General features: G+C 45.7%; 17 protein-coding genes and 1 tRNA gene. 13 read left to right on the top strand and 5 right to left on the bottom strand.

Annotation, left to right across the window (positions count from 1 at the left end; all coding sequences use genetic code 11):
- Window positions 1-112 precede the first annotated feature (112 nt).
- From ICN46_RS07645 to ICN46_RS07675, 7 genes are all read left to right on the top strand, one after another.
- A complete protein-coding gene (locus tag ICN46_RS07645) occupies window positions 113-400 on the top strand; it encodes a hypothetical protein (protein WP_216206832.1) in 288 nt (95 codons plus the stop codon).
- A gap of 67 nt (window positions 401-467) precedes the next feature.
- The gene (locus ICN46_RS07650; RefSeq protein WP_216206835.1) at window positions 468-1,121 is read left to right on the top strand and encodes a hypothetical protein; all 654 of its coding nucleotides are present in this window, start codon (window positions 468-470) and stop codon (window positions 1,119-1,121) included.
- Between the two features lie 32 nt (window positions 1,122-1,153).
- A complete protein-coding gene (locus ICN46_RS07655; protein ID WP_216206838.1) occupies window positions 1,154-1,534 on the top strand; it encodes a surface-adhesin E family protein in 381 nt (126 codons plus the stop codon).
- Window positions 1,535-1,747: 213 nt separating this feature from the next.
- Window positions 1,748-2,440, top strand: coding sequence for a hypothetical protein (locus ICN46_RS07660; protein ID WP_216206841.1), 693 nt, complete (start codon window positions 1,748-1,750; stop codon window positions 2,438-2,440).
- A gap of 7 nt (window positions 2,441-2,447) precedes the next feature.
- The gene (locus ICN46_RS07665; protein ID WP_216206845.1) at window positions 2,448-3,359 is read left to right on the top strand and encodes a DUF3427 domain-containing protein; all 912 of its coding nucleotides are present in this window, start codon (window positions 2,448-2,450) and stop codon (window positions 3,357-3,359) included.
- A 145-nt stretch (window positions 3,360-3,504) separates the two neighbouring features.
- Window positions 3,505-5,220, top strand: coding sequence for a DNA internalization-related competence protein ComEC/Rec2 (locus ICN46_RS07670; RefSeq protein WP_255538796.1), 1,716 nt, complete (start codon window positions 3,505-3,507; stop codon window positions 5,218-5,220).
- A gap of 74 nt (window positions 5,221-5,294) precedes the next feature.
- Window positions 5,295-5,597, top strand: coding sequence for a hypothetical protein (locus ICN46_RS07675; protein WP_216206848.1), 303 nt, complete (start codon window positions 5,295-5,297; stop codon window positions 5,595-5,597).
- A gap of 81 nt (window positions 5,598-5,678) precedes the next feature.
- Here the strand turns inward: ICN46_RS07675 and ICN46_RS07680 are convergent.
- Window positions 5,679-5,755, bottom strand: a tRNA-Met gene (locus ICN46_RS07680).
- Window positions 5,756-6,013: 258 nt separating this feature from the next.
- Between ICN46_RS07680 and ICN46_RS07685 the strand changes: the two genes are divergently transcribed.
- Genes ICN46_RS07685 through radA form a run of 3 tightly spaced genes read left to right on the top strand, consistent with a single transcriptional unit; the run spans window position 6,014 to window position 9,766 of the window.
- Window positions 6,014-7,855: a potassium transporter Kup gene (locus tag ICN46_RS07685; RefSeq protein WP_255538802.1), complete on the top strand. Its 1,842-nt coding sequence runs from the start codon at window positions 6,014-6,016 to the stop codon at window positions 7,853-7,855.
- Between the two features lie 44 nt (window positions 7,856-7,899).
- Window positions 7,900-8,361 carry a hypothetical protein gene (locus ICN46_RS07690; RefSeq protein ID WP_255538797.1) on the top strand — a complete coding sequence of 154 codons (462 nt, stop codon included), beginning with the start codon at window positions 7,900-7,902 and terminating at the stop codon, window positions 8,359-8,361.
- A gap of 40 nt (window positions 8,362-8,401) precedes the next feature.
- Window positions 8,402-9,766 carry a DNA repair protein RadA gene (gene radA, locus ICN46_RS07695; protein ID WP_216206857.1) on the top strand — a complete coding sequence of 455 codons (1,365 nt, stop codon included), beginning with the start codon at window positions 8,402-8,404 and terminating at the stop codon, window positions 9,764-9,766.
- 16 nt (window positions 9,767-9,782) lie between these two features.
- Here the strand turns inward: radA and prmB are convergent, their stop codons facing one another.
- Genes prmB through dapD form a run of 3 tightly spaced genes read right to left on the bottom strand, consistent with a single transcriptional unit; the run spans window position 9,783 to window position 12,694 of the window.
- On the bottom strand, window positions 9,783-10,679 hold the full coding sequence (prmB, locus tag ICN46_RS07700; protein WP_216206860.1) for a 50S ribosomal protein L3 N(5)-glutamine methyltransferase: 897 nt from the start codon (window positions 10,677-10,679) through the stop codon (window positions 9,783-9,785).
- A 24-nt stretch (window positions 10,680-10,703) separates the two neighbouring features.
- Window positions 10,704-11,855, bottom strand: a complete 1,152-nt coding sequence (gene dapE, locus ICN46_RS07705) for a succinyl-diaminopimelate desuccinylase (RefSeq protein ID WP_216206864.1) — start codon at window positions 11,853-11,855, stop codon at window positions 10,704-10,706.
- An 11-nt stretch (window positions 11,856-11,866) separates the two neighbouring features.
- Complete coding sequence (dapD, locus tag ICN46_RS07710; RefSeq protein ID WP_216206867.1) at window positions 11,867-12,694, bottom strand: 2,3,4,5-tetrahydropyridine-2,6-dicarboxylate N-succinyltransferase; 828 nt, start codon at window positions 12,692-12,694, stop codon at window positions 11,867-11,869.
- Between the two features lie 174 nt (window positions 12,695-12,868).
- Here dapD and smc point away from each other — a divergent pair, with 174 nt between their 5' ends.
- From smc to ligA, 3 genes are read left to right on the top strand one after another with little or no spacing between them, the layout of a single operon-like run.
- Window positions 12,869-16,390 (top strand): chromosome segregation protein SMC, encoded by a 3,522-nt coding sequence (gene smc, locus ICN46_RS07715; RefSeq protein WP_216206870.1) that lies wholly within the window; start codon window positions 12,869-12,871, stop codon window positions 16,388-16,390.
- Between the two features lie 18 nt (window positions 16,391-16,408).
- Window positions 16,409-17,464, top strand: coding sequence for a cell division protein ZipA C-terminal FtsZ-binding domain-containing protein (locus ICN46_RS07720; protein WP_216206873.1), 1,056 nt, complete (start codon window positions 16,409-16,411; stop codon window positions 17,462-17,464).
- 9 nt (window positions 17,465-17,473) lie between these two features.
- Window positions 17,474-19,489 (top strand): NAD-dependent DNA ligase LigA, encoded by a 2,016-nt coding sequence (gene ligA, locus ICN46_RS07725; RefSeq protein ID WP_216206876.1) that lies wholly within the window; start codon window positions 17,474-17,476, stop codon window positions 19,487-19,489.
- Window positions 19,490-19,492: 3 nt separating this feature from the next.
- On the opposite strand, the gene ICN46_RS07730 is transcribed toward ligA, so the two are convergent.
- Window positions 19,493-22,096, bottom strand: a complete 2,604-nt coding sequence (locus ICN46_RS07730; protein WP_216206879.1) for a [protein-PII] uridylyltransferase — start codon at window positions 22,094-22,096, stop codon at window positions 19,493-19,495.
- Window positions 22,097-22,100 lie beyond the last annotated feature (4 nt).

The following is a 22,100-nucleotide window of genomic DNA, read 5'->3' on the forward strand; positions in this document are numbered from 1 at the left end:
AATAAGCCACGGCAATTTCAACATCAATCTAAGTAGTAAAACGACAATCCCGCAGTTTTCCCAGCTACGGGATTGTCACCCATTTAATTAAACCAAATAGGAGATATAAGAAATGGACAAAAAACAGGCCAAAACAGGTCGTAACAAGAACAAATTGACAACAAATAGGCAAGTAACCGATATGGCGTTAACCCTTTGGGAATGTTCCGAATACATCAACAAGTCAATGATGCGCACGAATTTAAATTCCTACTTTAGAGATAGGGTAGCCCGATTAACCCAGCGTCTCAAGAAGGAAGCCGTGGACTTGGGCAATGATTTGACCGCGCCAAATGAGAGGGCATTTGAGACGATCCAATCTACAAAAATGATAGCTAGACAGCTTGGGCTGGTTGAATAGGTTTCTATCAATTATGCATGTAATATGTATAACCAATATAGCAATTAAAGAGTTTTAGGAGTTAAAAATGAATTTAGCTGATGTAAGCATTGCTGACATTATTATTTTTATATTTAAAGTATTTATAGCGATTGTCATTATTGCTTGGATCATTGGAATGATTGGCGGGTTTGCTAAATTTCTCGCAGACATCGGCAAACTTTTTCAGTCAATACTTTCCGACCTTTTCCCTATAATTTTTAATAGCCTAGGCAGTGTTTTTAATAGTATTTGGAGACACTTAATTAAGATTGGATTTAGAAACTCATTTTGGAATCTGGTTCCTTTGCTTTGGGTATTTATAGAGATTTTTACTGCAATTTTATCTCTCTTATTTTCTCGACCTAATAGCACAAACTTTTGGCCATGGTGGAAGTATGCGCTACCTGGAGTTATTGTTTTTGGCGCAACTCTTGCGATAAATATTATGATTGGAAAATATCTAGCTAATAGAGGCATGTCATCTAAATTGGAGAATAACTCTTGCGATAATTTTACTATCGAAGAAATGCCAATTGAGGATCATGACATTGGACATAACGAAGAAAGCAATCCCTTAGAGGCTTCAAATCTGTATTGCTATCAATGTACTAAAAAATTAGGACTTGTATCAAAGAAGCATCGTGGCTTTCACTATTGTGATGCGTGTTATTTATATTGGGCTGATAGAAAAAAATGGTGAATAGCGGGATGATTTCGAAGTCAATAAAAAAGTTGCTTATAGTTAGCCTATTGTTTATATCCGTCAATACCTTTGGACAGCTATGGGAACCTGTTGTCGAGTCTGATGATGGTTCTGTTTACTCATACGATCCAACAACAGTTAAACGGGAGGGTGACATAGTTACATACTGGGAGTTATCTGACTACTCGAAACCCCTAAAATCAGGTCATCTGATAGTCGCATCTTCAAAATCTAAAATCATTCAAGACTGTAAAAATAATAGATATAAAGTTGGTGACTTCATGGATTATGACGGTCACAAAGGTACTGGAAATATAGTAAATGTCGCTATGGTGACGGAGACTAATTGGTACAAAGGCGGCGAAGGTTCGGTGAATGAAGTGATGAAGAATTTGGTCTGCAAGCAATAATGAGGTTTCAGGCTTTTTTGGAGTTACGTTTGGCCTAAATAATGTTATGAAACAGTCGGATGGTTCTGAGTTTATAAATGGGAAAGTCAGCTAGTAAGTTAGCCATTAGGAAGAAAAAAGATAAGAAAATTTAATAGGGTTTTATTGGTGGCGTGAGAAAATTTTAGGTTCAAATGTTTTAACGCAATTAATTTTTAAAAAGAGGGACTGATTTTGACTATTGTTATTGCGATCCTTTTGGCTCTAATTTTTTGGGCTCTGATCAAGGATAAGCCAAGGGGTTGGCTTATCGGTGAAAGCCCAGCACTTACAGCTGCAGCCTTCACCTTATTTTTTATTTCTTTGTGCCTTTACTACTTTGGCCTCTTTTTATCCCTCTCAGACTCAGAGACCTCAGAACAATCTTGGTATTACTGGCCGACGATATTGTTTTGGGTTTTTGGCTTTCCTGCTTTGTTGTTTATTGACAAAGGCGCCATGGCTAAAAGAGTTTTTTATGAATCTCGTAAAGAATTCTTTAAGTTGTCTTTTATATGCCTCTGTAGTACGGGTGGTTTTTTTGTTTATGTTTTGATTTATCAGTCGACCGAGCTTTGGGTGCACGAGAATAAAGTGCTAGGTTATTTAATTTGTATTTCAATCTTTTCAATTCCTTGGCTAATATTCGTAGCCAAAGGATTCATAAAGAAACAGATGTCTATTCGTTTAATAGTGAGCGATGTTCTTAAGGGGATTATATTTTTTATATCCCTTTATTTATTCGGAACCTATTGGAATGAAATAGTTGCCGGGCTTGCTTCTAAAGTTCATTATTTTTGGGTCGCCAAAGGCTTTGCTATCTTTAGTTTTATTTACATAATGTTTAAAGTATTTGAGAGCATTGACATGCGGACTAAGAAAAAATAATTAATCTATGGAATTCACTCACGGCGCACCATATACCCGCATATCTATTGGCGATCTTATAAATGATGATCGACTAAAAACTAGTCGCGAAGGCATTATTTCATCCGGTAACAATATTTTATTGTTTGTAACGCTTGATAAAACCAAGCAACTGAATGCCAAACTACAGTACAACGATTTTTTCGAGAATGATTTATTTCACTGGGATTCTCAAACCACCCAAACTATCAACACTCCACGCATTCAAAAAATCGTAAAAGGTGAGGTTGAGGTCCTCTTATTTGCGAGAGTCCATGAGAAAACAAAATCAAAAACTAACGCGTTTATTTATTGTGGAAGGCTTTCATATAAGTCTCATAACCCCGATACCTCCAAACCTGTCCACATAATTTTTACTTGCCTTGACTACGAAGAGGAGCCAAACGCTCAACTTGCCAAGATTTATGACTGGATACCTTCGGGCGATCAACCCAGAACGGCGAACTATGTGACCGTTGCACCCAATGCTAAGGCTGTTAAACAAAGTGGATCAGGCGGGCAAGGTTACGCAAAAGATCGGGCAGCTAAAGTGGCGACTGAATTGCATGCTATGAGGGCGGCAATAGACTTCTATAAAAATTTAGGCTATGAAGTAGTTGACACATCGTCCAATGAGTCATTTGACCTCCTATGTGCCAAGGGTAGTGAGGTATTAAAGATTGAGGTGAAGGGTACGGCCAGTCTAGGGAAGCAGGTTCTGGTAACTGCCAACGAAGTTAAAGAGGCAAGAATGTCAGGAGTAAAAACAGATTTGTTTATCCTCCATTCAATAAAAGTTGTTGAATCCAAGGCTACTGGCGGAACCATTAATCGCATTGAATGCTGGAATCCTTCGGACGATAGCTTGGTGCCAACGATGTTTAAGCATTCAATTTCCTAGATATTTTCAAAAAAATTATCTGAGTTTGCTTCTTGTCGGAGCCTCTCGATCGAGGGGGTGGGGTACCTGAAAAGTCGGGGTTGGTTATAAAAGAAGCCCCCGGTACCCATTGAGCTAAAAACATGCCCAAAATGATGGGTAATAATTGCACTTAATCTCGATCTCGGGACTTCACGTCACCATGCTCGCAGGGCTTGGTGCCGGACTGGCCGCAAAGTTATGGCGTCGCAAGTCTTTACCACTCCTAATTCCTGTCAGCAAGTTAGCCGCTGTTTCAGGATTTGTAACGGCATTTTTTTATGCGTGGTTGGCTGGCTTTCAAATTCCAGCGCAAAGAACTATGTATATGGTTGGAGTGGTCGCTTTTGCTTTGTGGTCTGGCCGTAACCCTCGATCCTTTGACATCTGGTGGTGGGCCCTTGCAGTTGTTGTGCTGATTGACCCCATGGCGCCTTATACCCCGGGATTTTGGTTGTCTTTTGGGGCGGTAGCCGCCATTCTTTACGGCATGGGTAGTTCGGCTGGTTTGCTAGGTATTCCAACGGGTAAAGAATTAGAGGTGCATTGGAGGCAGCGAATAATACAGGCGCTGCGAGAGGCTTGTCGTGTGCAAGTAATAGTCACCATAGCCTTATTGCCGTTTACCTTGTATTGGTTCTATCAAGTATCAATAGTTTCCCCCTTGGCAAATGCATTTGCGATTCCCTTGGTGAGTTATATCGTCACACCGCTAGCAATTGGCGGCGCGCTTTTGCCAGATTTCATCGGTAAATGGCTACTGCTCCCAGCGCATGCATCGATGGAGTATCTGGCAGTCATGTTGAGATGGATGGCGAGCTGGAAATGGGCTGTAGTTTGGTCAAGTCAGCCTACGTGGTGGGTAATGTTGGTTTCTGGGGTCGGGATCATTGCTGCTATTCGACCGGGCTCAATTAAGAAGAGTTGGCGATCAAGAATCCTGGGGGTGTCCTTACCAGCACTGTTATTTCTTGTGCCCAACTCAGGACTCAATTTACGAGATGGAGAATTTAGGGCGACGGTTCTAGATATCGGTCAAGGCACCTCAGTGTTGATTGAGACCGCATCCAAAAAATTGCTTTATGACACCGGCCCTATTCAGGGTAAAAAAGATGATGCCGGCAATCGAGTAATTTTGCCTTACCTTAGAGGACGGGGAATCGATCGCGTTGATCGACTGGTGATCAGTCATAGCGATAGCGACCATGTTGGTGGTGCCGCAACCCTCCTGAAAGAGGTACGCTTTGATTTGATGATGGGCTCATTACCGATTTCAAATCCTCTGTTAAAAAATGTACAGGCGCGAAAGATTTCAACTCTACCATGTCGTTTTGGTCAAAGCTGGGTATGGGATGGGGTGGAGTTTCATGTTTGGCATCCACATGAGGAAACCATTTTTGAATTCCAATACCCAGCTAAACCAAACGAAATGAGTTGTGTGCTTGAGGTTCGTAACCAGACCACTTCATTTTGGCTAACGGGTGACGTAGAGAAGCAAGCTGAAGCTGAAATGGTAGGGCGCTTAGACATGGCGGCACTTGAAGAGATTGAGGATAAAGAGCTTATCTTTATGGCGCCACATCATGGGAGTAAAACTTCTTCATCGGAAGCCTTATTAATACGTTTGAGCCCAGATCAGGCATTTGCACAAAATGGATACCGTAATCGCTATGGCCATCCTCACCCTATAGTGACATCCCGCTACCGCACTCTCGGCATTCCGTTTTATCAGTCTCCAATTACAGGTGCGCAGATTTGGACGTTTCCCAACACAGGGGAGGCGCCAAAAAAACGAATATTTTGGAGGGATGAGGCTAAAAGACTCTGGCATCGCCGTGAGTAGGTAAAAATATCTTTACATTTATTGCTCACTTAGTCCTGATGGCGTAGTCTTAATAAATGAAAGGAATAGAGCCAATGACTGAACTAAAAGGATTTTGTGTTTGCCTGACTGTGGGCAGTTTGTGTTTAAGCCCTCTGAATGTTTTAGCTCAGGCGATCACTTTCTCTCCGTATACCAAAGAACAATTACAGCAATTTAACTCTCAACCCATTGCACCAGCAATTTCTGTGAACGAGGTTGATGGGCAAACTCAGAGGCCACAAGATTTGAGGGATTCAAAATTCTATCAACAGCCTCTAGGCGAGGAGCAGGCTGAAGCTCTTGAGACCCAGTCGGCGGATCCATATACCCCTATGCAGCCGGCGGTAACTTTTTAGCTCGGCATGGCAAATCGATCTAAGTTATGGCGATTCAAAGTAAAAAACCTTCTAACTCAATGAATTAGAAGGTTTTAAATTTGGTTGCGGGGGCAGGATTTGAACCTACGACCTTCGGGTTATGAGCCCGACGAGCTGCCAGACTGCTCCACCCCGCGTCTGAAGCTGCAATTCTACCATTTTTAGGGTCTATCTGTCGAGGTTTACCTTCAATTACTGCATAAATAAAGCGCTTTTAGGGCTTCTACAGCGTCCTTAGCCAACCTGCATAAGGAGTAACATATTGCCACGCAACAATCATTAGAGGTCTGTAGATGTCACTTAGTAACCCAGAGTATTCTGAATCTTCGCTTTTAAGACCGGTTGAGGTTACCCGCCAGAATCATGCGCATAAGAAGGGCGCCTCGTTAACGCTCATGATTGCGGCTATTGGGGTTGTGTTTGGCGACATTGGAACCAGTCCGTTATACGCCTTGAAGGAGTGTTTCAGTCCTGACCATGGCATTCCATTTTCCCCTGGTGCTGTATACGGGGTTATTTCAATGGTGTTCTGGGCTTTTGCGATTGTTGTATCCCTAAAGTATGTTTTGTTTGTGATGCGCGCCAATAACCATGGCGAAGGTGGCATCTTGGCTCTGATGGCCTTAGCGCTGCGGACGGCTCCAGCGGGATCTAAAAGATCCTTACTCATCATCATGGCGGGTGTTTTTGGCGCCTGCATGTTTTATGGGGATGCCATTATTACACCAGCGATTTCAGTCTTATCTGCTGTTGAGGGCATGGAGGTGATCTCAAGTGATTTCACTAGATACGTTATACCTGTCACTATTTTTATTTTGGTCGTCCTATTTTTTATTCAAAAAACAGGTACCGATATTGTTGGAAAATTATTTGGACCAGTGATGCTGATCTGGTTTGCAGTGATTGGATTGATGGGTTTGCACCAAGTGATTCAGAATCCTGCGATATTTGGCGCGATTAATCCAATGCATGCTATTCATTTTATGAATGAGCATGCGCTTCAAGGCTTTATTGTCTTAGGTGCGGTATTTTTGGTGCTCACTGGCGCTGAGGCCCTATACGCAGATATGGGGCATTTTGGCGCTAAACCAATTAGGATGGGTTGGTTCTTTATTGTGATGCCTTGCTTGATCTTAAATTACTTTGGTCAAGGTGCAATGTTTTTGAGTCATCCCGAGGTTATTACCAATCCATTCTTTTTGATGGTGCCAGAAGGTTTTGTCTTCCCATTGGTGATCCTTGCTACTGTAGCTACAGTTATTGCATCTCAAGCAGTAATCTCCGGCGCTTTTTCAATGACGAGCCAGGCTATTCTTCTGGGTTTTGTACCACGGATGAAGGTGCGACACACTTCCGATCGTGAGATTGGTCAAATCTATATGCCTTTTGTGAACTGGACCTTATTAATTTTGGTTGTCGCTGTTGTTTTGGCATTTAAGAAATCTGAAAATCTGGCTGCTGCATACGGTATTGCTGTGACTACTACGATGATTGTCACCACATTTTTGGCGGCAATTGTGATGCGGGTAGTTTGGCGGTGGAATACGCTTCTGGTAAGTTTGGTAATAGGCGCTTTCTTAGTCGTGGATTTTGCATTTTTAATGGCAAATCTTTTGAAGATCATGGAGGGTGGTTGGTTTCCGTTATTGCTCGGAGCCGCCTGTTTCTTGCTGCTGATGACTTGGTATCAGGGGCGTCAGTTATTGCGCCAGCGCTCAGTAGAAGAGGGTATTGAGCTTAAGGGGTTTATAGATGTCTTAATGCAAAATCCCCCGCATCGTGTAGAGGGGACTGCTGTTTTCTTGACTGCCCACGTCGATTATTTACCCGTTTCTTTCTTGCATAACTTAAAGCACAACCATGTTCTTCATGAGCGCGTATTTTTCTTAAAAGTTAGCATTTGGGATGTGCCATATGTGAAGGATGATGAGCGCATCACTTTGCGTGATCTGGGAAATAATATCCACATTGTTCGAGCTGTATACGGCTTTAATGAAACGCCAGACATGGGTAATATTATTGAATTAATTGAAAAATCTTCAGGCCTGACATTTGACTTAATGAATACCTCATTCTTCTTATCACGTGACACAATTGTTTCTACGGAACTCCCAGGGATGGCCATGTGGCGCGAGCGTCTTTTTTGTTGGATGTATCAAAATGCTGGCCGTCAATCTGACTTTTTTAAGATCCCAGCTAATCGCCTAGTTGAATTAGGTGCGAAAGTAGAAATTTGAGAGAGGTCAATTCTCTGCGCTTAAAAATATTCATTGGGATATTTTTGTTCCTTGGTTCGACAGCTGGGGTGGCTTTAGCTACTCCTGCTGAAGAGGATCAGTTGCAGCAACTAGATAAGATTGAGAGTGAGCTCGAGGTTCAGCGTGACTGGGCAAAATATCGCTGGGAAAAAGCTTCTGCTGACTGCTATAAAAACTATTGGGTGAATTACTGCCTATCGAGTGCTAGGGCTGATTACCGTAAAGAGATTGACCCTATTAGGGCTCAAGAGGTTGAACTGCATGAGGTCCAGCGTAAATTGCGCGAGAGCCTAAAGAACCAGCGTGATTCTAAGCGAGCCGCTGAACGTGCAGCACCAGAAAAAGCTGCTGAACGTACCGCCAATCAACGTGAGTTCGAAGAAAAGCAAAAGGATGCCGCAACTCGTGCAGCCGATAGAGAGCAGCGGCGCAAGGATGCACCCAAGCGAGCGCAGGAAAATAAAGCAGGAACACAGCTCGATTAATTTCGGCTGATATCAAGCAGCTATACAAAAGGGTAATACTTTGGCTAAGGTTAAGACGATTTACATCTGTCAGTCATGTGGCGGAACATCTGCCAAGTGGCAGGGTCAATGCCCATCTTGTCAGGCGTGGAATACTCTCGAAGAGGGTTTGCCCGAGGTGAGTTCTAATTCTCGTTTTCAGGGCCTAGCTCAATCTTTGCCAAGGCAAAAACTTTCTGCAATTACTGCTGAAGATCTGCCAAGGTTTAGTACTGGTGTTGAAGAGTTTGATCGAGTGCTTGGTGGCGGCTTAGTTCCGGGTGGTGTTGTTCTCTTAGGCGGCGATCCAGGAATTGGTAAATCAACCTTGTTGTTACAAGCTTGTGCCGAGATGAGTGCTGCTGGTATGGATGTACTCTATAGTAGTGGCGAAGAGTCTGCGGCTCAAATCGCATTGCGAGCGAAAAGAATTGCTTTGGATGCACCTCAGCTTGAGGTGCTTGCTGAGATCCAGTTGGAAAAATTGCTATCCATTATGGATACAGTTAAACCTCAGGTTTTAGTGGTCGACTCTATACAGACTCTGTATTCAGAAGTGTTGAGTTCCGCACCTGGATCTGTTGCTCAGGTGAGGGAGTGTGCTGCTCAGTTAACAAGAGCGGCTAAGTCTAGTGGCATTTGTGTACTCATGGTTGGGCATGTCACAAAAGATGGTCACCTTGCTGGGCCGCGAGTGTTAGAGCATATTGTTGATACTGTTCTCTACTTTGAGGGTGATACCCATTCCTCTTTCCGCCTAGTGCGTTCGATTAAAAATCGTTTCGGTGCAGTCAATGAGCTTGGTGTCTTTGCTATGACAGAAAAGGGTTTGCGAGGTGTTGCCAATCCTTCTGCGATCTTCCTCTCCCAGCACGCTGAGATGGTGCCTGGCGCATGCGTCCTGGTAACACAAGAGGGCAGTCGTCCATTGTTGGTAGAGATTCAGGCCTTGGTAGATACGGCACATATTCCTAATCCCAGAAGATTGGCAGTTGGCCTAGAGCAGGCCAGGCTCGCCATGCTCTTGGCTGTTTTGCATCGTCATGCTGGAGTAGCTTGCTTTGATCAGGATGTCTTTTTAAATGCTGTAGGTGGCGTCAAGATTTCTGAGCCCGCTGCAGACTTGGCTGTACTGCTAGCAATCCAGTCATCGATACGTAATCGCGCTTTGCCAAAGGAGTTGATCGTATTTGGTGAGGTTGGTCTGGCTGGGGAGATTCGCCCATGCCCACGCGGCCAAGAGCGGCTTAAGGAAGCTGCAAAGCTCGGCTTTACTATTGCTATTATCCCAAAGGCAAATATGCCCAAGGCGAAGATTCCTGGATTGCGGATGATTCCGGTGGAACGTATTGATCAGGCTATTGCTGCCGCTGCTGAGCTAAGCTAAGCCATCTCTTCAATGCTTAATGCAGGTCTTCTGCCTGAATGAGTAGCACTTGCTCATCACCGGCTGATACTTCCATCCAAATGGCTGGAATCTGGGGAAAAGCTTTTTTGAAGTTCGCATACTCATTGCCGATTTCAATCAGAATGGCGCCTCTGTCTGTAAGGTAGTCGGGCGCTGATGCAATGATGCGTCGAATTAGGTCCATACCGTCATCGCCACCAGATAAAGCGAGTACAGGCTCTGCATGGTATTCAGCGGGGAGGGAATTCATGGAGCTTAAGTTCACATAAGGCGGATTGCAGATGATTAAATCAAAACGATTTTCATCATTAGGCTCCTCTAGTGCATTCCATAGGTCACCGCTGAGCAAGTCTATTTGAGAACTTAAGCCGTGACGATCAAGATTACGTGAGGCTACCGAAAGTGCGGGCATGCTAATGTCACATGCGGTCACGTGAATATCTGGACAGGAGAGCGCCAGTAAGATGGCCAAGGAGCCATTGCCAGTGCAAAGGTCTAATGCTTTGCCATCGGCTGGCAACCATGTCTCTAGAGAGCCATCAACAATTAGCTCTGCGATCCAGGAGCGCGGCACAATGCTTTGTTCGCTACAGAAAAAAGGCACACCCATTAACCAGGCCTCACCCAATATGTAAGCCAAAGGCTTGCGGGTCTCGATGCGCATCTGCGCAATTTCCAATGCTTTTTGATGTTGATCTGCTGCGATTGTTTGATCTAGCTGATCAAGAGCGTCACTTGGGCTCACGCCTAGTTGTTTACTAGTAATCCAAAGTGCCTCGCTTTGAGCGTCGATAGCACCGTGACCATAGTGCAAATCGGCTGCTTCTAGAATTTGCGTAACTTGATCAATACACTGATTGACTGTGGCTGCTTGTGAAGGCTCAGGGTCCATGATGGCGTGGTTTAAGTGAGGTAATTAAGCAATCAATTGCTCAAGGGTCTTGCGGTAAATATTCTTCAGAGGCTCGACATCATCGATGATGACGCACTCGTTAATTTTGTGACTAGTGGCATTGAGTGGGCCAAACTCCACTACCTCTTTACAGATCTTGGCAATAAAGCGCCCATCACTTGTGCCGCCAGTAGTGGAGAGTTCTGTGTCAATTTGTGTTTCTGCTTTGATGGCATTGCGCAGAGCATTTGCTAAGTCACCATTGCCGGTAATAAATGGGCTGCCACCTAAAACCCAATCGATTTCAAAATCGAGATTGTGAGTCTTGAGGATGCTTTCAAGGCGTTCGCGCAATTGCTCTGGCTTGCTCTCAGTTGAGAAGCGGAAATTGAAATCGACTACCAACTCATTGGGGATGACATTGTTTGCGCCTGTGCCAGCGTGCACGTTAGAAATTTGGAAGCTAGTGGGTTGGAAGTATTCATTTCCCCGATCCCATTCAGTCTGAACGAGTGCTTGAATAGCGGGTGCGGAGATGTGAATGGGATTTTTACCAAGGTGGGGGTAGGCGATGTGAGCCTGAATGCCCTTGACCTTGAGCTTTCCAGAAAGTGAGCCGCGACGACCATTTTTGATCATGTCGCCAATGTTCTCTACTGAAGTAGGCTCACCAATCACGCAATAGTCTAGGCGTTGCCCATGTTTTTGCAGACGATCGCACATGATGACGGTGCCATCGTTGGCAGGCCCCTCTTCATCGCTGGTAATGAGGAAGGCGATCGAGCCTTGGTGATTGGGGTGGGTGATAACAAACTCTTCGGTCGCCACCACAAAACCAGCGAGCGAGGTTTTCATATCAGCAGCACCACGGCCGTATAACAGTCCATCACGAATGGTGGGTGTAAACGGATCACTTTCCCACTTATCCAGCGGGCCGGTGGGTACGACATCGGTATGGCCAGCAAACATCAGAACTTTGCCCTGATCCCCAGATGTGCCTTTTTTGATTGCCCAAAGGTTAGTTACCTGAAAATTTTCGGGACCGCTAACAACACTTTCAGTATGAAAACCGATTTCCTGCAGTCGCTTGGCAATCAAATCTTGGCAGCCGCCATCAGCAGGCGTCACTGAACGACAGGCAATGAGAGCTTCTGTTAGTTCGAGGGTGGCGCTCATATTAGACAGACTTAATCGCGCAATAATTCGTTGATGGCAGTTTTAGCTCTAGTTTGAGCATCTACTTTTTTCACGATAATAGCCGCGTATAGGCTGTACTTTCCGCATGCGGAAGGTAAGGAGCCTGGGACTACGACTGAGCCTGCAGGAACGCGACCATAATGCACTTCGCCAGTCTCTCGGTCATAAATCTTGGTGCTTTGACCGATATAGACGCCCATCGACAATACGGCATTTTCTTCAATAATCACGCCCTCAACGACTTCTGAGCGGGCGCCAATAAAGCAGTTATCTTCAATAATGACTGGGCCAGCTTGGATTGGTTCTAGAACGCCCCCAATACCAACGCCACCAGAAAGGTGAACATTTTTGCCGATTTGGGCGCAAGAGCCTACTGTGGCCCAGGTATCAACCATCGTACCTTCACCAACATATGCACCAATATTGACGTAGGAGGGCATTAAAACGGCATTTTTCCCAATAAACGAGCCTCGGCGAGCCATGGCTGGGGGAACAACGCGAAAGCCGCCCTTGGCAAAGTCATCGGCAGTGTAGTTTTCAAACTTGCTCGGAACCTTATCGTAAAACTGGGTATAGCCGCCAGCACCCATTGGTTTGTTATCTTCTAGGCGAAAGGAAAGCAGGACGGCTTTTTTAACCCATTGATTTACCTCCCAGTTGCCAATGCTACGGCGCTCAGCAACACGGATATCCCCTGAATTTAGGCCTTCCAGGACGGCGCTAACCGCATTGCGGATCTCAGTTGGAGCAGACTCAGGTGAGAGGTTTGCGCGGTTTTCCCATGCTTGTTCGATGATGCTTTGTGGTGATTGGCTCATGCTTTTCAGTTAACTATCAGATTGTTAAGGGGTTTTGACCCCGAAGGTAGATTTATCATTATATCGATGGGGCAAAAACCCGTGCGACTAGCCTTAAGCTTGCTATCATCTTCCCACTTTAGTCTTAATTTTTACCCCCTTATTTGAACCCTTTTTTACCCTGTAAAGTACGCCGTGCAACTGAACTCCATCAAACTTTCCGGCTTTAAGTCTTTCGTCGATCCCACGCATTTTGAAATGCCAGGCCAATTAATTGGTGTTGTGGGTCCTAATGGTTGCGGAAAGTCGAACATTATTGACGCCGTCCGCTGGGTTTTGGGTGAGTCCCGAGCTAGCGAATTACGTGGCGAGTCTATGCAGGATGTGATCTTTAATGGATCGGGTCTGCGCAAACCGTCTGGTCGCGCTAGCGTTGAGCTTATTTTTGATAATTCTGATGGTCGTGCACAAGGCCAATGGAGTGCCTTTACTGAGCTGGCCGTAAAGCGCGTTTTAACTCGCGATGGTAATTCTAGCTATTACGTAAACAATCAAGTAGTGCGTCGTAAAGATATTCAAGATATTTTCTTGGGCACTGGTATGGGTCCAAGAGGCTACGCCATTATTGGTCAAGGCACTATCAATCGTATCTTGGAAGCCAAACCTGAAGAACTTCGCGTGTTCTTGGAGGAGGCTGCTGGAGTTTCTAAATACAAAGAGCGTCGCAAAGAAACCGCATCACGCCTAGAAGATACTAGAGAGAATTTAGTCCGAGTCGAAGATATTTTGCGTGAACTCGATCAGCAACTGACGCGCCTTGAGAAGCAAGCCACTGTCGCAGAACGTCATGCAGAGCTTTCTACTGAGATGAAATCTCAGCAACAGTTACTTTGGTTTGTGCGCCAAACTGAGGCTGGTAAAGAGCAAGAGCGCCATGCTAATGGTATTCGTGATACCCAAGTGAGTTTGGAGGAGCAGACGGCAAAATTGCGTCATGCTGAAACAGAACTCGAAACAATGCGGACACAGCAGTACGCATTGCAAGATAAAGTTTCAGAAGCGCAAGGTGATTTATACCAAACCAATTCTGATGTAAGCCAAGTAGAGTCGCAAATTCGTTATGTGCAAGAAGCGCGCCAGCGCTTGCAACAACAGACTCAAGATTTGCATGCTCAGCTTCAGCGCTGGACTGTTCAAGAAACGGATGCTGCACAGGCACAACGTACAGCAGAGCAGGAACTCAGTCTTGCTTCTGAGAAAGAGCAATCCTTGCTTGCGGATCTCAATGGTCTTCAGGATCAAATGCCGCGTCATGAAGAGTCTTATCAATTGAGCGCAAGGGCGGCAACCGATGCTCGTGATAGTTTGGCAATCATCGAGCAGCGTCTGGCTAGCTTGGGTGAGCGCACTAGAGCAATCACTGCACAGCTAGATGAACTGAAAGGGCGCGAAGCGCGTCTCGACGGCGAACTTGCTGGCATGCGTAAGCCAGATGCAGAGGCCTTGCAGATGGCGTTAGATCGTCATTCAATGGCGCAACGCAAAGTTGAAGAAGCCAGACAGCGTGCCGGGGAAGCTCAGCAGCGCGTGCCTGCAGCAGATGAGGCGCGCAATACAGCTCAACAGCAAATTCAGTCTGCAAATCAGGACTTGGCTCAAACAGAAGCAAAGTTAACTGCCTTGACAGCCTTACAGGCTAGCGTTCAAGCGCAAGGAAAGATTGGCCCTTGGTTGGAAAGCAAGGGTCTCAAAGAGAGTAAGCGTCTCTGGCAAGAATTAAAAGTAGAGAGTGGCTGGGAGTCTGCCCTCGAGTCTGTTCTGCGTGAGCGCCTTGCTGCTGTTACCGCAAAGAATGTCCAAGAGACTTTGGCTTTGGCGAATGATGCACCGCCGAGTCGCTTAGCTATTTTGTTGACCGAAGAAATTGCTCCTGCGCATACTGCCGTACCAGCGGATTTTATCCAATTGCTAACAAGAGTGCAGAGCGCTGGCGCACCAAGAGTTTCCGCTGTTTTGCAAGAGTGGCTCGATAATATTTATATCGCCGATAGCCTCGAAGATGCCTTACATCGTCGTGAAAAATTACCAGCAGGCGGGGCATTTGTAACTCAGCAGGGCCATTTGGTCAGCCGTGTTGGTGTGCAGTTATATGCTGCCGACTCTGAACAAGCTGGAATGTTGGCGCGCGCTCAAGAAATGGAAGGTCTTGAGAAGCAGTTGCGTGCACAGCGCTTAATCCAGAGCGAGTTACAAGGTGAGTTAGATCAATGCATCGCGAATTATCAGGCTGCGCATCAAGCCGCAGAGCAAACTCGCATTAACGCAGAGCATGCTGTTCAAGAAGTTCATGGTTTTGAAGTAGAGAAAATGCAACTGACTCAGGCTGAAGAGCAATATAGCCAACGTGCTGCACAAATTCAGGGAGAGTTGGGTGAGTTGCGCGAGCAGATGGAGCAACTGACTATTACTCGGGAACAATCCTCATCCGAGTTACTTGAGTCAGAAGAATTAAAAAATGGCTTACAAGAAAATCTAGCGCTTGCCCAGGAAAAGCTGGAGCTTGCAACACAGGAGCGCGATCGTTTGCGTGAATCCTTGCGAGTGGCTGAAATGTCAGCGCAAGAAGCCGCTTTCGCTACTCGCTCATTACAACAACGCATTGCCGATTTGCAGCGTGATCAGAGTACTGCCCGTACACAGATCATGGAAATTCAGGATAAGCACGCTCTTGCTGAGCAAGAACTTGAAACATTAAGTGACGAAGAGGCCCAAGATAAATTGCAGGGCCTATTACTTGCTCGCAGTGCCCGTGAAGCTTCCTTGGCTAATGCTCGGACAGAGCAGGATGCCCTATTACATCAGTTGCGTGAGGCTGATGAGGTCCGCATGCAAATTGAACGTAGTTTGCAGCCAATGCGCGATAAAGTGGTTGATTTACAGTTGCGCGAACAGGCTGCTCGTTTGAACTTTGAGCAGTTTGCAACCTTATTGTCTGACGCAGAGGCTGACTTAACTGCCCTAGAGGCGAACTTCAGCGCCGACTTAAAGGTGGGTGCATTGCAGACCGATGTGAATCGCTTGAATGCTGAGATCCAATCATTGGGCCCAGTCAATATGGCTGCTTTGGATGAGTTAGCAAGCTCTCGCGAACGTAAGCAATTTTTAGACGCTCAGTCTGCAGACTTAAATGAAGCAATGCAGACATTAACGGATGCGATTGCCAAGATTGATGCTGAGACCCGTGATTTATTGCAGGGTACTTTTGATCAGGTGAATTTACATTTTGGCAAGTTATTCCCTGAGCTCTTTGGTGGTGGTCACGCTGAATTGGTGATGACTGGCGAAGAGATTTTGGATGCTGGCGTACAGGTGATGGCGCAACCTCCAGGCAAGAAAAATAGCTCTATTTATCTCCTCTCGGGTGGTGAGAAAGCTTTGACTGCAATTGCTTTGGTGTTCTCCCTCTTCCTCCTAAATCCAGCTCCATTCTGCTTATTGGATGAGGTTGACGCACCATTGGATGATGCAAATACCTTGCGCTATGCCCAGTTAGTCGCCAAAATGTCTGATAAGACGCAGTTTTTGTTTATTTCGCATAACAAGATCACTATGGAAATTGCCAATCAGTTAATCGGTGTCACCATGCAGGAGCAGGGTGTTTCCCGAATTGTGGCGGTCGATATTTCTTCTGCGGTATCGATGGTGGAGGCCGCTTAAGTGCCATTAGAGCAAATCATGACAACCCTAGATTTGTCTGAGTTGCAATTAGCGCTTGCTGCCATTGGCTTACTGATTTTGTTAGCCGTTGCGGTTTTAAATTTGAAATACGCCCGCGCTCGCCGCAAAGCAGGAGAGGAGCAAAACCTTTCTCGGGACGAGTATTTTGTTCGGGAGCCAAGTTTCGGCGGGGCTTCTACCGCTGATTCGCAATCGCGAATGGAGCCCGGTTTCGTGACAGCCCTTAAGCCAGCTATTCTTCCTGTGCAAAAGCAAGTTATTGACCCTCGCATTGATTGCGTGATTACCTTGCGTTTTGATGAGCCAATTAGTGGGTCTGAAATCCTGCACGAACTCAATGCTTGGACCAGTCTGGATGGGCAGACCAATACAAAGTGGATGTGCGAAGGCTTAAATGCGGATGTAGATGCCGCGGAAGACTGGGAAGAGTTGCGTGAAAGTGCTTCTTATGCTGAATTGCAGTTAGCTATTCAATTGGCTAGCCGTCTTGGTCCCATTGGCGTTTTAGAGTTATCTGATTTTTGCTCCCGCGCCCAAGTGCTTGCCGAAACGCTAGGTTCGCAAATCGATATGCCGAGCGTCAATACGATGCTTGATGGTGCAAAAGAGTTGGATGTGATGGCTGCTGAAAGCGACATCCAGTTAAGCATCAACATTTTGTTTGATGAGAAGCTATCTTGGTCGGTGCTACAGGCGTTTATGTTGCATAGAGGATTTCAACTTGCCCCAAATGGTAGACAGTTTAATTTCTTCGGTAACGATCAATTCTTGTTTAATAGCGCCGATCTAGATCCCAGCGCCTCTGTTACCCAGTTGACTTTACTCTTGGAAGTGCCTCTAGTGGATCACGCGCAACGCCCATTCGAGAGAATGCTGGGCGAAGGCTTTGAAATTGCCCAATCGCTTCATGGTCGTTTGGTTGATGACAATGGTATTAATCTGACAGAGGCTGCGGTAGTGAGTATTCGTCAGCATTTGGATGTTTTGTATGCCAATCTTGAGCGAAGTGGCGTTGCCGCTGGCTCTTCTACCGCAAGTCGATTGTTTAGTTAAGGAAGTGCTTTGCAGTCCTCCAGTCCGACACATTTAGCGGATCGTTACGCGTTCTTGCAAGAAGAGCTGGCTCGTTTAGAGCATGCCTACTATGTACTTGATACACCCTTGCTGCCAGATATCGAATATGACCGTCTCTATCGAGAGATGCTTGAGATAGAAATTGCCCACCCGGAGTGGGTTACTGCTGATTCTTTATCGCAGCGGGTAGGCGGGAGCGCTCTCAAAGAATTTGATTCTGTTGAGCATGCTGTGCCAATGCTATCCCTTAATAATGCTTTTGAGGATGCTGAACTCGTTGCTTTTGATCGCCGTTGCCGAGAAGGTCTACACCTTAGTCAAGTTGACTATGCGGGTGAGTTAAAGTTTGATGGACTGGCAATTTCTTTGCGTTATGAAAATGGTTCTTTAGTTAGGGCTGCTACTCGTGGCGATGGAGCCTTTGGGGAGGATGTAACCTCTAATATCAAAACCATTCGAGCAATTCCCTTAAAGTTATTGGGAAAAAATATTCCTACGGTATTGGAAGTGCGCGGCGAAGTCTTTATGTATCTTAAAGACTTTCAGAAGATGAATCAACGGGCTGCAGCCTTTGGCGAAAAGGAATTTGCTAATCCTCGTAATGCCGCAGCCGGTAGTTTGCGTCAGTTAGATTCTAAGATTACAGCTAAAAGACCACTTTCTTTCTTTGCCTATGGTCTTGGTGCGCTTGAGCCGCAATCTTGGTTGCCAAAAACGCATGAAGAATTACTTAATACTTATGCAGAATTGGGTCTGCCGGTTTGTGCGGAGCGCAGAGTCCTTCACTCTGTAGAAGATATCTTAGCCTTCTATAACGAGATCGGAGTCAAACGTGATTCTTTGTCATACGACATTGATGGAGTTGTCTACAAGGTCAACTCTTTTGCGGATCAAGCTAAATTAGGTTTTGTCTCAAGAGCCCCCCGATTTGCGCTAGCGCATAAATATCCTGCGCAAGAAGCGCTTACTACCGTTTTAGGAATAGATGTTCAGGTGGGTCGTACGGGTGCCATTACTCCGGTTGCAAGACTTTCTCCAGTTGAGGTCGGTGGCGTGACTGTAACGAATGCCACACTCCATAACGAGGACGAAGTTAAGCGCAAGGATGTGCGAATTGGGGATACAGTTTCAGTGCGCAGAGCTGGGGATGTTATTCCAGAGGTCGTTTCGGTAATTAAAGACCGAAGGCCAGCTGATGCAGCTGAATTTATCATGCCAAAAAACTGCCCAGTATGCGATTCTCATATTGAGCGTCTTGCTGATGAAGCGGTGGCACGTTGTAGCGGCGGACTCTTTTGTGGCGCTCAGCGCAAGCAAGCGCTAATTCACTTTGCCCATAGAAGGGCCTTAGATATTGAGGGCTTAGGCGAGAAGATTGTCGATCAATTGGTAGATCAAAACCTCGTCAGAACTCCTGCAGATCTTTATCGCCTAGGTTTTACCGCCTTGGCCAATTTAGAGCGTATGGGAGATAAATCTGCTGATAACCTGATTCAAGCGATTAACAAGTCCCGGAGTACCAGTCTTGCTAGATTTATTTTTGCGTTGGGTATTCGTCACGTGGGAGAAACTACCGCAAAAGACTTGGCCAACCATTATCAATCGATGCATGCCGTCATGAATGCCACCCTAGAGGATCTTTTAACGGTTAAGGATGTTGGTCCGGTAGTAGCTGACTCTATCGTTAGCTTTATGCAAGAAGCACACAACCGTGAGGTGATCGAACAACTCTTAGCTTCCGGTATGCAGCTATCTGTTGAAGAAAAAATCATAAGTGTCGCAGTAGTAGGAAAGACTTTTGTCCTGACGGGTACCTTTCCAACTATGACAAGAGATGAAGCAAAAGATCTATTAGAAAAAGCCGGTGCTAAAGTTGCTGGCTCCGTCTCAAAGAAGACGGACTATGTTGTTGCTGGATCGGATGCTGGTAGCAAGCTCACTAAGGCGCTAGAGCTGGGTATTGCCGTCATAGATGAAGTCGCGATGCTGGGGTTGCTCAAGTAGCGCTTAAGTTCCCAGCACTTCTAGCAATTCGGTTTCCAACTGGATTTGTAGCTTTGGATTCTTACTTAGATTTGCTGCATCCAATAGCAGTACGTCTTCAATGCGTTCACCCAAGGTATTGATTCTGGCTGTATGCAATGAAACTTGGTGCTTAGCTAATACTCGAGAGATGGCATAGAGCAATCCAGTACGGTCACTTGCAGATAAGGAAAGAGAGTAGTACTGACCTCGTTCATCAGGGGCGATATGAACGCGAGCCTGAATTGGGAAGCTTCGGGATTGTCTAGACAGGCGCCCCATACTTGGGTTGGGTAAAGCATTTCTACTTTGTAGAGCTTCAGTGAGTTCATATTCAACCAATTGAATCAGATCTCGATAGCTGCCACCTTCATCTACTAGATTACTGCCTGAGATTTGGAAGGTATCCAATGCGTAGCCATGGCGCGTCGTATGAATGCGGGCATCCCAAATAGAGAAGCCATGGCGCTCAAAATAAGCGCAAATACGAGCAAATAAATCTTCTTGGTCTTTGACGTATACGGCAATTTGTAAACCTTCGCCGATAGGGGAGAGGCGCACTCTGACAATCGGCGTTTCACTATCGACTTTATTGAAGAGATGACGCGTTAACCAAGCAATATCCCCAGCATCTTGCCTGAGAAAGAAGGCAACATCTAATTGCTTCCATAGCTGTTCATAGCTTGAATCTTCTATGCCATAAAGGCGTAGCTTGATACGAGATTCTTCCTGATGTTGCGCCAACTCTGATGATGCGTCAGGTTTAGCGCCACCCAACACTCTGAGTGTTGCCCGATAAAGGTCTTCTAGTAGTTTGCCCTTCCAGGCATTCCACACTTTAGGACTGGTGCCACGCACATCTGCTACGGTTAATAAGTACAGCGCAGTGAGGTGGCGCTCATCACCCACTTTTTTGGCGAAGGCCTTAATGACATCAGGGTCGGTAATATCTTGTTTCTGCGCCACTTGACTCATATTGAGGTGCTCAGATACTAGCCAGACCAATAATTCAGTATCGACCTTATCAATGCCATGCTCTCTTGCAAATTTGCGGGTATCCGCTTTACCTAGGACGGAGTGGTCGCCACCTCGACCTTTGGCAATATCGTGAAAGAGTGCAGCAATCACCAGCAGCCAAGGTTTTTCAAAGTGGGCAATGAGGCTACTGCAAAATGGAAACTCATGGGTGTGCTCAACCACCATAAAGCGCCGTATATTACGCAGCACCATCAAAATATGTTGGTCTACTGTGTATACGTGAAATAAGTCATGCTGCATCTGGCCGACAATTTTTCTAAATGCTGGTAAGTAGCGACCTAAAACGCTAGTGCGGTTCATTAAATGAAATGCGCGACTGACGCCTTCAGGTTGTTTTAGGAGCTCAATAAAGAGTGCTCTATTAACTGGGTCTGCGCGCCATTTGCTATCCATAGTCTGGCGTGCGTTGTAAAGCGCTCTAAAGATAGTGGCGGATAAGCTCTTTACATTCGCTGTTTGGGCAAAAGCTAGGAAGGTCCTAAGAATTTGTTCGGGATGTTTTTGATAAAGCTGAGGGTCAGTGATATCTAGCACGCCCTGGCGCTCAATAAAGAATTCATTTCCTTCGCCAGGGATTGGGCGGGTGGTTTTAGATTCCTGTGGGAAGAGCAGTGCCTCAATATTCTGTAGCAGCACATCATTTAATTGGGCAACTGCTTTTGCGGCCCAATAGTAGCGCCGCATGATGGCCTCGCTTGCAAGTCGATTGGACTCTTCAGTAACGCCCATAACCTTCGCTAATGGTGCTTGAAGGTCAAAAGCCAAAACATCCTGTCTGCGACCAGCAAGTAAATGCAAATTAGCTCTCAGAGTTTCCAGGAATCTTTGGTTGCGGTTAAGCTCAGTTAATTCACGTTTTGTTAGAAGCCCTGCTTGATGCAAATCCTTAAAGGTATTGCCCAGTAATGCTGCTTTACTGACCCAAGCAATTACCTGGAGATCACGCAAACCGCCAGGACTCTCTTTGCAGTTAGGTTCCAATGAATAAGGGGTGTCCTGATACTTGTAGTGACGTTGAATTTGCTCAGCCAGCTTAGCCTGGAAAAAGGTTTTTGGATCAAGCGAGCCTTCAAATGTTTTTGCAAAGTCAGTAAACAGTATTTTTTTTCCGCCAATCAGGCGAGCTTCCAGTAGTGAAGTGCGAACTGTGATGTCTTGTTCTGCCTCACTGATGCATTCGGCTACTGTCCTGACAGAGGAGCCAATCTCTAAGCCTGTATCCCAGCAATGTGCAACGAATTTTTCAATCTTGCTAGACAGGACTTCTTCGATGAGTTTTTTGTTGTCCGGAAGTAAAATTAAAATATCAATATCAGAAAATGGGAACAAAGCCCCCCTACCAAAACCGCCAACTGCAACCAAAGTTGCTTCATTATTTAAGTCGCATGAGCTCCACAAGCTCATCAAAAGCTGATCGCTTAATTTACTTAGTTGCTTTGTCAGTTTCGTAACTGATTGATGCTCACGAAATTCTGCATAAGCAATCTCACGTGCAGAACGCAAGCTTTTTGCATCGGTAATTGGTGACAAGGGCTGCGCTTCCTTGGTCATATGG

Origin of the sequence: Polynucleobacter sp. Latsch14-2, assembly GCF_018881925.1 — a bacterium.
GTDB lineage: Bacteria > Pseudomonadota > Gammaproteobacteria > Burkholderiales > Burkholderiaceae > Polynucleobacter.

What these genes read in the sequence shown, in the direction of transcription:
- ICN46_RS07645 (WP_216206832.1), top strand. Translation starts at nt 113, where the DNA reads ATGGACAAAAAACAGGCCAAAACAGGTCGTAACAAGAACAAATTGACA.
- ICN46_RS07650 (WP_216206835.1), top strand. Translation starts at nt 468, where the DNA reads ATGAATTTAGCTGATGTAAGCATTGCTGACATTATTATTTTTATATTT.
- ICN46_RS07665 (WP_216206845.1), top strand. Translation starts at nt 2,448, where the DNA reads ATGGAATTCACTCACGGCGCACCATATACCCGCATATCTATTGGCGAT.
- ICN46_RS07675 (WP_216206848.1), top strand. Translation starts at nt 5,295, where the DNA reads ATGACTGAACTAAAAGGATTTTGTGTTTGCCTGACTGTGGGCAGTTTG.
- ICN46_RS07685 (WP_255538802.1), top strand. Translation starts at nt 6,014, where the DNA reads ATGATTGCGGCTATTGGGGTTGTGTTTGGCGACATTGGAACCAGTCCG.
- prmB (WP_216206860.1), bottom strand. Translation starts at nt 10,679, where the DNA reads ATGGACCCTGAGCCTTCACAAGCAGCCACAGTCAATCAGTGTATTGAT.
- dapE (WP_216206864.1), bottom strand. Translation starts at nt 11,855, where the DNA reads ATGAGCGCCACCCTCGAACTAACAGAAGCTCTCATTGCCTGTCGTTCA.
- dapD (WP_216206867.1), bottom strand. Translation starts at nt 12,694, where the DNA reads ATGAGCCAATCACCACAAAGCATCATCGAACAAGCATGGGAAAACCGC.
- ICN46_RS07720 (WP_216206873.1), top strand. Translation starts at nt 16,409, where the DNA reads ATGACAACCCTAGATTTGTCTGAGTTGCAATTAGCGCTTGCTGCCATT.
- ICN46_RS07730 (WP_216206879.1), bottom strand. Translation starts at nt 22,096, where the DNA reads ATGACCAAGGAAGCGCAGCCCTTGTCACCAATTACCGATGCAAAAAGC.